Here is a 14,543-nt window from a genome sequence, read left to right on the forward strand (position 1 = left end):
GGCAACCGGGCGGGCGTGGTTTGTACGCCAGGGGAATGGGGCATTGCCGCCCCTCCCCTCATCGGACGTACGACCGCCGGAAAGGGTTGCTCCGGTTTCCTCACGGATGGATCTCGGCGGTATCTCGCCACGGTGAACCGGGCGACGACGGCGCCCGGCGGACCGACCACCGTGAGCGCCGTACCGGCTGCCCGGCCGGCCGCCCGGCCGGCTGCCGGATCACGGCGCGTCCTCGCCGCGGATGACGGCGAGGATCCCGTCCAGGTCGTCGGGTTTGACGAGCACGTCGCGCGCCTTGGAGCCCTCGCTCGGTCCCACGATGTCCCGCGACTCCATCAAGTCCATCAGCCGGCCGGCCTTCGCGAAGCCCACCCGCAGCTTGCGCTGGAGCATGGACGTGGAGCCGAACTGGGTGGAGACGACCAGCTCGGCCGCCTGGCACAGCAGGTCGAGATCGTCGCCGATCTCCTCGTCGATCTCCTTCTTCTGCTTGCCGCCGACGGTGACGTCGTCCCGGAAGACCGGCGCCATCTGGTCCTTGCAGTGCCGGACGATCGTGGCGACCTCGGCCTCGGTGACGAAGGCGCCCTGCATCCGGACGGGCTTGTTCGCGCCCATCGGCAGGAACAGGCCGTCGCCCTTGCCGATCAGCTTCTCGGCGCCGGGCTGGTCGAGGATGACGCGGCTGTCGGCGAGCGAGGAGGTGGCGAAGGCGAGCCGGGACGGCACGTTCGCCTTGATCAGACCGGTGACGACGTCCACCGAGGGCCGCTGGGTGGCGAGCACGAGGTGGATGCCGGCCGCGCGGGCCAGCTGGGTGATACGGACGATCGCGTCCTCGACGTCGCGCGGCGCGACCATCATCAGGTCGGCCAGCTCGTCGACGATCACCAGCAGGTACGGGTAGGGCTGCAGTTCGCGCTCGCTGCCCGGCGGCGGTTTCACCTTGCCGTCGCGGATCGCCTGGTTGAAGTCGTCGATGTGCCGGAAACCGAAGGCGGCGAGGTCGTCGTAGCGCAGGTCCATCTCGCGCACGACCCACTGGAGCGCCTCGGCGGCCTTCTTGGGGTTGGTGATGATCGGCGTGATGAGGTGCGGGATGCCCTCGTACGCGGTCAGTTCGACCCGCTTGGGGTCGACGAGCACCATCCGGACGTCGTCCGGGGTCGCTCTTATCATCACCGACGTGATCAGGCAGTTGATGCACGAGGACTTGCCGGAGCCGGTGGCGCCGGCGACCAGGATGTGCGGCATCTTCGCCAGGTTGGCCATCACGTAGCCGCCCTCGACGTCCTTGCCGAGCGCCACCAGCATCGGGTGGTCGTCCTCGGCCGCCTCCGCGAGCCGCAGGACGTCGCCGAGGTTGACCATCTCCCGGTCGGTGTTCGGGATCTCGATGCCAACGGCGGACTTGCCGGGGATGGGCGAGATGATCCGGACGTCGGGGCTGGCCACGGCGTACGCGATGTTCTTGGTGAGCGCGGTGATCTTCTCGACCTTGACGGCCGGGCCCAGTTCGACCTCGTAGCGGGTGACCGTCGGGCCGCGGGTGAAGCCGGTGACGGCCGCGTCGACCTTGAACTCCGCGAAGACGTTGGTGAGCGACTCGACGACGACGTCGTTGGCCGCGCTGCGCGTCTTGCCCGGGCCGCCGCGCTCCAGCAGGTCCATGGAGGGCAGGGAGTACGTGATGTCCCCGGCGAGCTGGAGCTGTTCGGCCCGCGCGGGCAGGTCGGTCGGCTCGGGCGCCGGCTTGGTCAGGTCGGGCACCGCGCCGCCGCGGTCCTCGGGGGCGCGCCGCTTGCCGCCGCGCGCGCCCGGCACGGACGCCGCGGGGGCCGGGGTCTCCCCCGTCGCCTCGGCGGCGGCCGCGGCCACGGCGGCGGCCCGGTCGGCGGTGAGGTCCCGGGTGAGGTCGGCGACCAGCGGGGACGGCGGCATGCCGTTGAGGACCGCGCCGTCGAGCGCGGCGGCCGCCGCGGCGGCCACGTCGACCGGGTCGAGCCCGCCGGTGTCGAACGCGGACGCGGGCGGGGTACGGCGCCGGCCGCGCCGCTCCAGGGCCTCGGCCTCCGCCTGGTCCGGGTCGGATTCGACGCCGTTCCCGGGGCCGGCCGGCCGGCGGCGGGACGAACGGGCCGGCCGGGGTTCGTCGTCGCGCCACTCGTCGCCGTACACGTCGTACGGGTCCGCGTCGGGGTCGTAGGCGGGTTCGACGACGCCGAGCCGGGCGCCGAGCGCGCGCAGCCGCTGCGGGATGGCGTTGACGGGGGTGGCGGTGACGACGAGCAGGCCGAAGAGGGTGAGCAGCAGGAGCAGCGGTACCGCCAGGACCTCGCCCATCATGAAGACGAGGGGCTTGGACGCGGCCCAGCCGATCAGGCCGCCGGCGTCCTGCATGGCTTTGGTGCCGTCGCCGCGGCCGGGCGAGTCGCACGCGATGTGCACCTGCCCGAGAATGCCGATGGCCAGCGCGGACAGGCCGATGACGATCCGTCCGTTGGCCTCCGGCCGCTGCGGATAGAGCAGCAGCCGGACGCCGATCGCGCCGAGCAGCAGCGGGACGAGCAGGTCGAGCCGTCCGAAGGAGCCGGTGACGAGCATCTCCACCAGGTCGCCGACGGGTCCTTGGAGGTTGGACCAGGTGCCGGCGGCGACGACCAGGGCGAGCCCGATCAGCAGCAGCGCGAGTCCGTCCTTGCGGTGCGCCGGGTCGAGGCCCTTGGCGCCTCGCCCCACGTGCCGGAACAACCCGCCGATTCCGCGCCCGAGTCCGCGCACCAGGCGGTAGATGCCGCCGGTGGGAGACGGCGCGGGCCGGGGTGCGGGCTTCTTCGCCGGTGCCTTCTTGGCGGGCGCGCGCTTGGCGGGCGCTGCCTTCTTGGCGGGCGCCTTCTTCGCGGGCGGCTTGGCGGTGGAACCGGTGGCGGACTTGGCGGGCGGCTTTCCAGGGGACTTTCCGGGCGCCGCTTTCTTCGCGGCGCCGGTCGTACGGCCGGCGCGCGGCTTCGCGGTGCCCGCCGTGCCCTGGGAACCCTTGCCGGACGTACGTGAGGCCATGGTGCTGAGGTTACCGGTGCGCACCGCCCGGAAAACACGCTCACCCGTTCGTGTCGTGCCGTATCGGGCGCGAAACTGACACCCGTTCACGACGGGCGCCCGCGGAGTGACCTTTCGTCAGTTCTGCGACGGCAGAACGGCGGTGCCGCCGGTGCCCGGCTCCAGCGCGTCGAGGGCCCGGCGCAGTCCGGTGAGCTTGCGCTCCAGGTGCGCGGCGGTGGCGACGGCCGCCGCGTCGGCGGAGTCGTCGTCGAGCTGTTTGGACAGCGCCTCGGCCTGTTCCTCGACGGCGGCGAGCCGCGCGGACAGTTCGGCGAGCAGGCCCGCGGACTCCTTGGTCTGCCCGCCGGGGCCGCCGCCCTCCAACTGGAGCCGGAGCAGCGCGGCCTGTTCGCGGAGCTGACAGTTCTTCATGTACAGCTCCACGAAGACCGACACCTTGGCGCGCAGCACCCACGGGTCGAACGGCTTGGAGATGTAGTCGACGGCGCCCGCCGCGTACCCGCGGAAGGTGTGGTGGGGGCCGTGGTTGATGGCGGTGAGGAAGATGATCGGGATGTCCCGGGTCCGCTCCCGCCGCTTGATGTGCGCGGCCGTCTCGAACCCGTCCATGCCGGGCATCTGGACGTCCAGCAGAATGACCGCGAAGTCGTCGGTCAGCAGCGCCTTGAGCGCTTCCTCCCCGGACGATGCCCGGACCAGGGTCTGATCGAGCGCGGAGAGAATGGCCTCCAACGCCAGCAGATTCTCCGGCCGGTCATCGACCAGGAGGATCTTGGCCTTCTGCACCATGCCTCGTCCTCCTCGCCCCGGCACTGGCTCGCTCCGGCTCCGCGAGCCGGGGGAAGCACCGGGCGCCGCCCCAGAAGACGACTCCCACACGCCGTCCGTCCTTGTGCCGGTCATCGTAGCCGCACCCCACCCATCGCCACACCCTGTCACCGCGATGTCACAGAGCACGCAGACCCGTGCCCGTATGTCGAACGCGGCGGGAGCCCGGAAGGTTCCCGGTGTCGCCAAAAGTCCCGCGCGGAACATCCGGCGGGCCCGGGGCAGAGGTCCGGCGGACGTCCGCGGAACGGCCGGCAAGCGGTCGCGGGGCGGGGCGCGACAGCCCCGCCCCGGCGTCCGTACGGCCCCGGGCGCGGTCCCCTCCGGCTCCGGACGGGACCCGGCTCAGTGCCCCTCGCCCCGCATCCACCGCTCCATGACCGTCAGCAGATGGTCCGGGTCCACCGGCTTGGTGACGTAGTCCGAGGCCCCGCACTCGATCGCCTTCTCGCGGTCGCCCTGCATCGCCTTGGCGGTCAGCGCGATGATCGGCAGCCCGGCGAACTGCGGCATCCGCCGGATCGCGGTGGTCGTCGCGTACCCGTCCATCTCCGGCATCATGATGTCCATCAGCACCACGGACACGTCCTCGTGCTGTTCCAGGACCTCGACGCCCTCGCGCCCGTTCTCGGCGTACAGCACCGCGAGGCCGTTCTGCTCCAGGACGCTGGTGAGCGCGAACACGTTGCGGACGTCGTCGTCGACGATCAGCACCTTCTCGCCGCAGAACGAGAACTCCGGCCGCGGTTCCCGACCCGCGTGCTCCCCGCCCTGCGGCGCCGGCGCCTCCTTGCCGGCCTGCCCGGGCAGCTGCGCCCGCTTCGGGGCCGCCGCCCGGCGGTGCCGGAACAGCGCGCCGGCGCCCGAGCGGAGCTCGCCGGGCGCGGGCGCCGGCGCGAAGTGCGCCAGGCCCTCGGCGAAACCGTCCTCGTCCGCGTATCCGAGCGCGGCGTCCCGGCCCCGCCGCTCGTGGTCCTCGTCCTGGTCGTGGTCCTGCCCGGCGCCCGCGTGCGCGGACTCGGTCGGGCACAGCGGCAGGTAGAGGGTGAAGGTCGAGCCTCGGCCGGGCTCGCTCGCCGCGTGGATCTCGCCGCCGAGCAGCCGGGCGATCTCCCGGCTGATGGACAGGCCGAGGCCGGTCCCGCCGTACTTGCGGCTGGTGGTGCCGTCGGCCTGCTTGAACGCCTCGAAGATGACCAGCATCTTGCTCTCGGCGATGCCGATGCCGGTGTCCGTCACCGAGAAGGCGATCAGGTCGGCGTCCGCGTCGCGCAGCGTCCCGGCCTCCAGCATCTGTTCGCGGATCGACTGCGGCACGTCCGCGCCGGCCGGGCGGATGACCAGCTCGACGGCTCCGCTGGCGGTGAACTTCACCGCGTTCGACAGCAGGTTGCGCAGCACCTGGAGCAGCCGCTGCTCGTCGGTGTGCAGGGTGGCGGGCAGCTCGGGCGAGACCCGCACCGAGAAGTCGAGCCCCTTCTCCGCCGTGAGCGGCCGGAACGTGGCCTCCACGTAGTCGACGAGCTGGACGAGCGCGATCCGGGTCGGCGACACGTCCATCTTGCCGGCCTCGACCTTCGACAGGTCGAGGATGTCGTTGATCAGCTGGAGCAGGTCGGACCCGGCGCCGTGGATGGTGTCGGCGAACTCGATCTGCTTGTGCGTCAGATTGCCGTCGGCGTTGTCGGCGAGCAGCTTCGCCAGGATCAGCAGCGAGTTGAGCGGGGTGCGCAGCTCGTGCGACATGTTGGCGAGGAACTCGGACTTGTAGCGCATGGAGACGGCGAGCTGTTCGGCCCGCTCCTCCAGGACCTGCCGGGCCTCCTCGATCTCGGTGTTCTTCACCTCGATGTCGCGGTTCTGGCGGGCCAGCAGCGCGGCCTTCTCCTCCAGCTCCGCGTTGGAGTTCTGCAGCTCCTTCTGCCGGTTCTCCAGCTCGCCCGACCGCTCCTTCAGCTGCTCGGTCAGCTCCTGCGACTGCTTGAGCAGCACCTCTGTACGGGTGTTGACGCTGATGGTGTTGACGGTGGTGGCGATCAGCTCGGCGATCTGGTTGAGGAAGTCGCGCTGGATGTGGGTGAACGGCTGGAAGGACGCCAGCTCGATCACGCCGAGCACCCGGCCCTCGAACAGCACCGGCAGCACGATCACATGGGCCGGGGCGGCCTCGCCCAGTCCGGACGAGATCTTCAGATAGCCCGGCGGTACGTTGACGTGGATGCTCCGCTTCTCCTCGGCGGCCGTGCCGATGAGCGTCTCGCCGGGCCGGAAGGTCGTCGGCATGGTGCCGGCCGAGTAGCCGTAACTGCCGCGCATGCGCAGCTCGTACTCCCCTTCGCCCTCCCCCACGGGTTCGGTGTCGCTGTGGGCGGCGCCGAGCGGGGTGGCGACGAAGAAGGCGCCGTGCTGCGCCGAGACCACCGGGGTCAGCTCGCTCATGATGAGCGAGGCGACGTCCTTCAGGTCGCGGCGGCCCTGCATGAGGGCGGAGATACGGGCCAGATTGCCCTTCAGCCAGTCCTGCTCCTCGTTGGCGAGGGTGGTGTCGCGCAGGTTGGCGATCATGGTGTTGATGTTTTCCTGGAGGGCCTGGATCTCCCCGGCCGCGTCCACACCGTCGATCTTGAGGTTGAGGTCGCCGCGGGTCACCGCGGTGGCGACCTTCGCGATGGCCCGCACCTGCCGGGTCAGGTTCCCGGCCATCTCGTTGACCGACACGGTCAGGTCCCGCCAGGTGCCGTCGACGTCCCGGACCCGGGCCTGGCCGCCGAGGATGCCCTCGGTACCCACCTCGCGGGCCACCCGGGTGAGTTCCTCCGCGAAGTTGGAGAGCTGGTCGACCATCGTGTTGATGGTGCTCTTCAGCTGGAGGATCTCCCCGCGCGCGTCGATGTCGATCTTCTTGGTCAGATCGCCCTTGGCGATGGCGGTCGTGACGGCGGCGATCTGGCGCACCTGGCCCGTCAGGTTGTCGGCCATCGAGTTCACCGAGTCGGTGAGGTCCTTCCAGGTGCCCGAGACGCCGGGGACGCGCGCCTGGCCGCCCAGCTCGCCCTCCGTGCCCACCTCACGGGCGACGCGGGTCACCTCGTCGGCGAACGACGACAGGGTCGTCACCATCGTGTTGACGGTGTCGGCGAGTTCGGCGACCTCGCCGCGCGCCTCGACCGTCACCTTCTTCGTCAGATCGCCGTTGGCGACGGCCGCCGAGACCCGGGAGATGTTGCGCACCTGATAGGTGAGGTTGTTGGCCATCAGGTTGACGTTGTCGCTCAGGTCCTTCCAGATGCCGGTCACGCCGCTCACCCGGGCCTGCCCGCCGAGGATGCCCTCGGTACCCACCTCACGGGCCACCCGGGTCACCTCGGCGGCGAAGTTGGACAGCTGGTCGACCATCGTGTTGACGGTCGTCACCAGCTCCAGGATCTCGCCCTTGGCGTCGACGGTGATCTTCCGCGACAGGTCGCCGCGCGCCACGGCGGTGGTGACCTCGGCGATGTTCCGGACCTGGAAGGTCAGGTTGTTCGCCATCATGTTCACCGACTGGGTGAGGTCCTTCCAGGTGCCGGAGACTCCCTGCACCTCGGCCTGACCGCCCAGGATGCCCTCCGTGCCCACCTCGCGGGCCACGCGCGTCACCTGCTCGGCAAAGCTGGAGAGCTGGTCCACCATCGTGTTGAGGGTGTTCTTGAGCTCGAGGATCTCCCCGCGCGCGTCCACGTCGATCTTCTGCGACAGGTCGCCGCGCGCCACGGCGGTCGCGACCTGCGCGATGTTGCGCACCTGGTCGGTGAGGTTGCCGGCCATGCCGTTCACCGAGTCGGTGAGGTCCCGCCACACACCGGCGACGCCCGGCACCTGCGCCTGTCCGCCCAGCCGGCCTTCGGTGCCCACCTCGCGGGCCACCCGGGTCACCTGGTCCGCGAACGCGGAGAGCTGGTCCACCATCGTGTTGATGGTGTTCTTCAGCTCCAGGATCTCCCCGCGCGCGTCCACGTCGATCTTCTGCGACAGGTCACCGCGCGCCACCGCCGTCGTCACCTGGGCGATCTGCCGTACCTGCGACGTCAGGTTGCCGGCCATGAAGTTCACGGAGTCGGTCAGCTCGCGCCACCGCCCGGACACGCCGTCCACCCGGGCCTGACCGCCCAGCCGTCCCTCGGTGCCCACGTCCCGCGCCATCCGCGTCACCTGGTCGGCGAACGACGACAGCTGCGACACCATGGTGTTGACGGTGTTCTTCAGCTCCAGCATCTCGCCGGCCACGTCGACCGTGACCTTCTGCGACAGGTCACCGTTGGCGACCGCCGTCGTCACCTGGGCGATGTCCCGCACCTGGCCCGTCAGGTTACGGAAGGCCGTGTTCACGGAGTCCGTGAGGTCCTTCCACGTCCCCGCCGCGCCCGGCACCTGCGCCTGACCGCCCAGCAGACCCTCGACGCCGACCTCCCGCGCCACCCGGGTCACCTCGGAACCGAACGCGGACAGCTGGTCGACCATCGTGTTGACGGTGTTCTTCAGCTCCAGCATCTCGCCGGCCACGTCCACGGTGACCTTCTGCGACAGGTCACCGTTGGCGACCGCCGTCGTCACCGTCGCGATGTCCCGCACCTGCGTGGTGATGTTGCGGAAGACGGTGTTGACCGAGTCGGTGAGGTCCTTCCAGGTGCCCGCCGCGCCCGGCACCTGCGCCTGGCCTCCGAGCAGACCCTGCGCGCCGACCTCGCCGGACACACGCGTCACCTCGTCCGCGAAGGTGCGCAGCGTCTCCGTCATCTGGTTGATGGTGTCCGCGAGCTGGGCGATCTCGCCGCGCGCCGAGACCTGCACCTTCTGCGAAAGGTCGCCATTGGCGACGGCGGTGGTGACCTCCGCGATTCCTCTCACCTGATTGGTCAGATTTCCCGCCATCGTGTTGACGGAGTCGGTGAGGTCCTTCCACACGCCGGCTACCCCGGCCACCTCGGCCTGGCCGCCCAGCTCGCCCTCCGTACCCACCTCGCGGGCCACCCGCGTCACTTCGGAGGAGAACGACGAGAGCTGGTCCACCATCCGGTTGACCGTGTTCTTGAGCGCCAGCATCTCGCCGGCCACGTTCGCGGTGACCTTCTGCGACAGATCGCCGTTGGCCACCGCCGTCGTGACCAGGGCGATGTCCCGCACCTGCGCGGTCAGCTGGTTCGCCATGGTGTTGACCGAGTCCGTGAGGTCCTTCCACGAACCCGACATCCCGCGCACCTGCGCCTGCCCGCCCAGGATGCCGTCGGTGCCGACCTCCAGGGCGACCCGGGTCACCTCGTCCGCGAACACCGACAGCTGGTCGACCAGGTTGTTCACGGTACGGGCGACCTTCAGGAACTCGCCGCGCAGCGGCCGCGTCGTCCCGTCGGCGCCCTCCGAGCGCAGCTCCATCCGCTGCCCCAGATCACCGTCGGCCACCGCCGACAGCACCCGCCCGACCTCGGAGACGGGCCGCGCCAGCTCGTCCACCAGCGCGTTCGCCGCGTCGATCGCCGACGCCCAGGCCCCCTCGCCGGCCCCGGTGTCCAGCCGCTCCGACAGCTTGCCCTCGCGGCCCACCACCCGGCGCACCCGCGACAGCTCCCCGGTCAGATGCGTCTGCCGGTCCGCGACCTCGTTGAACACGGCGGCGATCTCGGTCATGATCCCGTCGCCGGAGACCGTCAGCCGCTTGCGGAAATTGCCGTCCCGCATCGACGCCAGCGCGGCCAGCAGCCGCTGCAGCGCGGCCTCGTCGACCTCCACCGTCCCCCTGCCCCCGGGCCGCCCGCCGCCCTTCGCCCGCGCACCGCCACCGCGCCGCGTCGTCGTGCCAGACTCCACCGTGTCCCTCCCGAGGGGGTCGAACGGACCGTACGTTTTCTCGCTACTGCCTGCCCAGTGTTTCACCGGGTCCGGACCAGGCGATAACAGTCCGGCGGCTTCGCACAAGGTCCCCACGTCCGAGGGACGCGATTGAGCGACCGGCATCCGCGGGGACAGCGAAGGTAAGTAACCTGGCATCCGGCTGTCCAACCCGCCCCGGTCCACCCGGCGGGAGCGGGACGGCGGAACGTGAGCACGGGCAGCGGGAGGGCACACCGACCATGGCAGAGCCGGGCGTCGAGACGCGTACGAGGAGTTCAGTGATCACCGCTCGGGCGGCCGCCAGTTTCGAACCCGCCGGGCGGTCCGTCGCGACCGCCCGCGCCTTCGTCCGGGACACCCTGCAGGGCTGGGGATACGCCGAGGTCGTCGACGACGCCGTCGTCCTGACCAGCGAACTCGTCACCAACGCCGTCATCCACGCCGGCACCTCGGCCGACGTCCTGTGCCTGCGCCACGACGACGGCGTCCGCATCGAGGTCGCCGACCGCTACCCCGAACGTGAGATCCCCGTCCAGCAGAGCCGGACGCCCGGCAGCCCCGACCGCGAGAACGGCCGGGGCCTTCTGCTGTGCGCCGCCCTCGCCACCCGCTGGGGCGTCGACTACGCCCCCACCCACAAGCACGTCTGGTTCCACCTCGACCTGCCCGAACGCCCCGTCGGCACCCGCTCCGCGGGCCCTCTCCTGCCCGACCGGCTACTCCCCCGCACCGACAGCCGCGTCCGCGTCGCCGTCGTCCAGCTCGACGCCGACGGCGCCGTCGCCGCCTGGAACGAGGACGCCGGGGAGATCTTCGGCTACGAATCGGAGCAGGTCGTCGGCAAGCCGCTGGGCGATCTCGCCGCCTGGCCGCACACCCCCGGCATCGCCACCGGCCTCGCCGAGGCACTGCGGCTGTCCCGCTGGGAGGGCAGCTACGGCATCCGCTGCGCCGACGGCCGGGTCGTCCCGGTCTACGCCTCGCACCTCCGGGTGCGCGACGCCGAGGGCGAGCCGTCCACCGTGTGCCTCCTCGTCCGTGAGTTCGAGCGCGCGGTCCTGCAGACCCCGCAGCGCGCCGCCGGCACCGAACCCGGTCCGAAGGACCGCGCCTCCGTCGACCCCTTCGAGGTCTTCATCGGCTCCCCGGCCCCCGAGGACCTCGACGGCCTCCTCCAGCGCACGGTCGAACGCGCCCGCGACATGCTCGACGGCGACGCCGCCTTCCTGCTCCTGGCCACCGACGACGAGACCGAGCTGGAGGTACGGGCCACCACGGGCCTGCCCTCCGCCCGCCAGCGCTTCGCGCGCGTCCCGGTCGAGACCGGCGCCAGCCGCTACGGCTCCGCCCGGATGCCCGCCGTCCACGAGGACCTCGCCGCCGTCCCCGGCGCCGTACCCCTCCTCGAAGGCACCGGCATGCGCTCGGTCGTCACGGTCCCGCTGAAGGTCGAGGGCCGGCTCACCGGTTCTCTCGGCGTCGCCGCCGAGAGCGCCGACCGCTACTCCAACGAGGAGGCCCTGCGCCTCCAGTTCGCCGCGGACCGCATCGCCCTGGCCGTGGAGTCCGCCCGCCTCGGCGAACTGGAACGGCTCCGCCGCGGCTCCCTCAGCTTCCTCGTCGAGGCCTCCGACCTGCTGGCCGGCACCCTCGACCGGGACCAGACGCTGGCCCTGATGGCCCAGATGACGGTCCCGACGCTGGCCACCTGGTGCGCCGTCTACACGATCGCCGAGCAGACGTCGGACCCGAATCTGTCGTATGTCCTGCATGAGGACGAGGACCAGATCGACGGGGTGAAGGCGCTGCTCCTGTCGATCGCCCCGCCCGACCCGGTGACGACGCCCGGCGCCCGGGTCTGGACGGCCCCGGGCGAGGCCGCCCACCGCGCCGCGCTGAGCGTCTCGATGCGCGAGCTCGACGGCCGCGGCAGCCCGGTCTCCTCCGGCATCGACCACGCCCTCACCACGGCGACGGCCGTCGGGGGCGAGACCGTGGTGCTGCCGCTGGTGGCCCGCAACCGCGTCATCGGCATGCTGACGCTGGGCCGGCCCTCCGACGACCACTTCCGCCAGGAGAGCCTGGAGCTGGCCGAGGACCTGTCCCGCCGGGCCGCGCTCGCCCTGGACAACGCCCGCCTCTACTCGGAGCGGGTGGCCATCAGCCAGTCCCTGCAGCGCAGCCTGCTGCCGCCCGGCCTCCCGGAGATCCCGGGTGTCGAGGTCGACGTCATCTACCGCGCGGCCGGCGAGGGCAACGAGGTCGGCGGCGACTTCTACGATCTCTTCCCGATCCGCGACGGCGCGTACGGCCTCGCCATCGGCGACGTCTGCGGTACGGGCCCCGAGGCCGCGGCCGTCACCGGTCTCGCCCGGCACGCCCTGCGGCTGCTGGCCCGCGAGGGCTTCGGCGGCCCGGCCGTCCTGGAGCGCCTGAACGCGGCGATCCTCGACGAGGGCGCCCGCAGCCGCTTCCTCACGCTGCTGTACGGCGAGCTGCGCCCGCTTGAGGACGGCTCGGCCCTCCTCAAGCTCGTCTGCGCGGGCCATCCGCTCCCGCTCCGGCTGAGCCAGGACGGCACGGTCCGCCCGGCGGCCGACCCGCAGCCACTGCTCGGCGTCATGGAGGACCTGGAGCTGTACGAGCAGACGGTCACCCTCGATCCCGGCGATGTCCTGCTGTGTGTCACGGACGGCGTCACGGAGCGCCGCGAGGGCACCCGGATGCTGGGCGACGACGGTCTCGCCGATGTCCTCAGGTCGTGTACGGGCCTGACGGCCGGCGCGGTCGCCGCCCGGGTGCTGCGGGCGGTCGAGCGCTTCGCCCAGGCTCCGGCCTCGGACGACATGGCAATCCTCGCCCTGCGCATCCCGGAGCAGCCCCACCCGTAAGCCGGGTCGGCTCAGCGGCTGTTGAGCCGGGCGGCCTGGCGGGTCAGATAGTCGCGCTCTGCCAGGTCGGTCGCCTTGCGGGCCGCCTCGGCGTACAGCCGGGCCGCGGTCCTCGGGGCTCCGTCGCGTTCGTGGAGGTAGGCGGCCGCGGCGGTGTACCGGGGCAGGGTGTCGTCGAGTGCGGTGAGCGCCGCGAGCCCGGCGCGGGGTCCGTCGGCCTCGCCGACGGCGACGGCCCGGTTGAGCCGGACGACGGGGCTGCCGGTGAGACGGACGAGTTCGTCGTACCACTCGACGATCTGCACCCAGTCCGTCTCCTCGGTGCTGGGCGCGTCGGCGTGCAGGGCCGCGATGGCGGCCTGGGCCTGGAACTCGCCGAGCCGGTCGCGGGCGAGAGCACGCTGGAGTACGGCCACGCCTTCGGCGATCATCCCGGTGTCCCAGCGGCCGCGGTCCTGTTCGGCGAGCGGCACCAGGCTTCCGTCGGCCGCGGTCCGGCCGGCCCGGCGGGCGTGGTGGAGCAGTATGAGCGCGAGGAGTCCCGCCACCTCGGGGTGGTCGATCGCGGCGGCGAGCTGCCGGGTGAGCCGGATGGCCTCGGCGGCGAGGTCGACGTCCCCGGAGTAGCCCTCGTTGAAGACCAGGTAGAGGACGCGCAGCACGGTGGCGACGTCGCCGGGCCGGTCGAGCCGTACGCCGGAGACGGTGCGTTTGGCCCGGCTGATCCGCTGCGCCATGGTCGCCTCGGGCACCAGGTAGGCGGCGGCGATCTGGCGGGTGGTCAGTCCGCCGACGGCGCGCAGGGTGAGGGCGACCGCGGACGACGGGGTCAGCGAGGGGTGCGCGCACAGGAAGTACAGCTGGAGCGTGTCGTCGGCCGCGGACACGGGTCCGGGTGCGGGCGTCTCGTGGACGCGGTCCTCGCGCCGACGGCGGGCGGTGTCGGCCCGGGTGGCGTCGAGGAAGCGGTGCCAGGCGACGGTGACGAGCCAGCCTTGGGGGTCCCGGGGCGGGTCGGCGGGCCAGACCCGCAGCGCTTCGAGCAGTGCGTCCTGGACGGCGTCCTCGGCCGCCGCGAACTCGGCTCCGCGGCGGACGAGGACGCCGAGCACGCCCGGCGTGAGAGCACGCAGCCGTGCCTCGTCCATGGGTGGGGTCATTCGGTGATGGTGGGGCACTCGCCCATGAAGGGCCGGAGTTCGAGCCATTCGTGGATCGGCTTGCCGCCGGCTCCGGGTGCCGAGGACAGTTCCCCGGCCAGTTCGAGGGCCCGCTGGTAGTCGTCGACGTCGATCACCATCCACCCGGCGATGAGGTCCTTCGTCTCGGCGAACGGCCCGTCGGTGACCGGCGGCCGTCCTTCGCCGTCGTACCGGACGAACGTCCCCTCGGGGGAGAGCGCCTGGGAGCCGACGAATTCCCCGGTCTTCTCCAGCCGGGCGGCGAAGTCGTTCATGTACTGCATGTGGGCCGAGATCTCCTCGGGCGTCCACTGCTCCATGGGAGTGTCGTTGACCGAGGCCGGCGCGCCCCGGTAGTGCTTCAGCAGCAGGTACTTGGCCATGGTGCTCTCCTTGGTGCGGTGCGACCCATTCTGGTCGCGCTCACCCCTGGGACGAAGCCGGCCACGCGGTCTCGACATCCTCGCCGAACTTTCTTCGACGAAGTTTCCCGGACAACGCAAAAAGGCCCCCGCCTGATGGCGGGGGCCTTTTCTCTGAGCCCTTTAACGGAATCGAACCGTTGACCTTCTCCTTACCATGGAGACGCTCTACCGACTGAGCTAAAAGGGCGGGTTGTTCGGCGGTGTCCTACTCTCCCACAGGGTCCCCCCTGCAGTACCATCGGCGCTGAAAGGCTTAGCTTCCGGGTTCGGAATGTAACCGGGCGTTT

The 14,543-nt window shown here is 71.4% G+C and carries 6 protein-coding genes, 1 tRNA gene and 1 rRNA gene; 1 reads left to right on the forward strand and 7 read right to left on the reverse strand.

Features of this window, described 5'->3' with window-relative positions; all coding sequences use genetic code 11:
* Nucleotides 1–219 precede the first annotated feature (219 nt).
* The 3 genes from ABZ693_RS17505 to ABZ693_RS17515 form a co-directional block, all read right to left on the reverse strand.
* On the reverse strand, nt 220–3,060 hold the full coding sequence (locus tag ABZ693_RS17505; protein ID WP_359877604.1) for a DNA translocase FtsK: 2,841 nt from the start codon (nt 3,058–3,060) through the stop codon (nt 220–222).
* A gap of 117 nt (nt 3,061–3,177) precedes the next feature.
* Entirely contained in the window at nt 3,178–3,852 is a 675-nt protein-coding gene (locus ABZ693_RS17510) for a response regulator (RefSeq protein ID WP_359877607.1), read from the reverse strand.
* Nucleotides 3,853–4,236: 384 nt separating this feature from the next.
* Nucleotides 4,237–9,735, reverse strand: coding sequence for a HAMP domain-containing protein (locus tag ABZ693_RS17515; protein WP_435842450.1), 5,499 nt, complete (start codon nt 9,733–9,735; stop codon nt 4,237–4,239).
* A gap of 263 nt (nt 9,736–9,998) precedes the next feature.
* Between ABZ693_RS17515 and ABZ693_RS17520 the strand changes: the two genes are divergently transcribed.
* Entirely contained in the window at nt 9,999–12,650 is a 2,652-nt protein-coding gene (locus ABZ693_RS17520) for a SpoIIE family protein phosphatase (protein ID WP_359877610.1), read from the forward strand.
* Between the two features lie 11 nt (nt 12,651–12,661).
* Here the strand turns inward: ABZ693_RS17520 and ABZ693_RS17525 are convergent, their stop codons facing one another.
* From ABZ693_RS17525 to rrf, 4 genes are all read right to left on the reverse strand, one after another.
* Nucleotides 12,662–13,810 (reverse strand): RNA polymerase sigma factor, encoded by a 1,149-nt coding sequence (locus tag ABZ693_RS17525; RefSeq protein WP_359877613.1) that lies wholly within the window; start codon nt 13,808–13,810, stop codon nt 12,662–12,664.
* Nucleotides 13,807–14,214, reverse strand: coding sequence for a YciI family protein (locus ABZ693_RS17530; protein ID WP_359877616.1), 408 nt, complete (start codon nt 14,212–14,214; stop codon nt 13,807–13,809). The genes ABZ693_RS17525 and ABZ693_RS17530 overlap by 4 nt, the downstream gene beginning before the upstream one ends.
* 156 nt (nt 14,215–14,370) lie before the next feature.
* Nucleotides 14,371–14,443, reverse strand: a tRNA-Thr gene (locus tag ABZ693_RS17535).
* Nucleotides 14,444–14,448: 5 nt separating this feature from the next.
* Nucleotides 14,449–14,543 (reverse strand): 5S ribosomal RNA (gene rrf, locus ABZ693_RS17540); the annotation flags it as partial.

The organism is Streptomyces laurentii (assembly GCF_040635425.1).
GTDB classification, from domain to species: domain Bacteria; phylum Actinomycetota; class Actinomycetes; order Streptomycetales; family Streptomycetaceae; genus Streptomyces; species Streptomyces laurentii.

Coding starts and splice junctions, on each gene's coding strand:
- ABZ693_RS17505 (WP_359877604.1), bottom strand. CDS start 3,060: ATGGCCTCACGTACGTCCGGCAAGGGTTCCCAGGGCACGGCGGGCACC.
- ABZ693_RS17510 (WP_359877607.1), bottom strand. CDS start 3,852: ATGGTGCAGAAGGCCAAGATCCTCCTGGTCGATGACCGGCCGGAGAAT.
- ABZ693_RS17520 (WP_359877610.1), top strand. CDS start 9,999: ATGGCAGAGCCGGGCGTCGAGACGCGTACGAGGAGTTCAGTGATCACC.
- ABZ693_RS17525 (WP_359877613.1), bottom strand. CDS start 13,810: ATGACCCCACCCATGGACGAGGCACGGCTGCGTGCTCTCACGCCGGGC.
- ABZ693_RS17530 (WP_359877616.1), bottom strand. CDS start 14,214: ATGGCCAAGTACCTGCTGCTGAAGCACTACCGGGGCGCGCCGGCCTCG.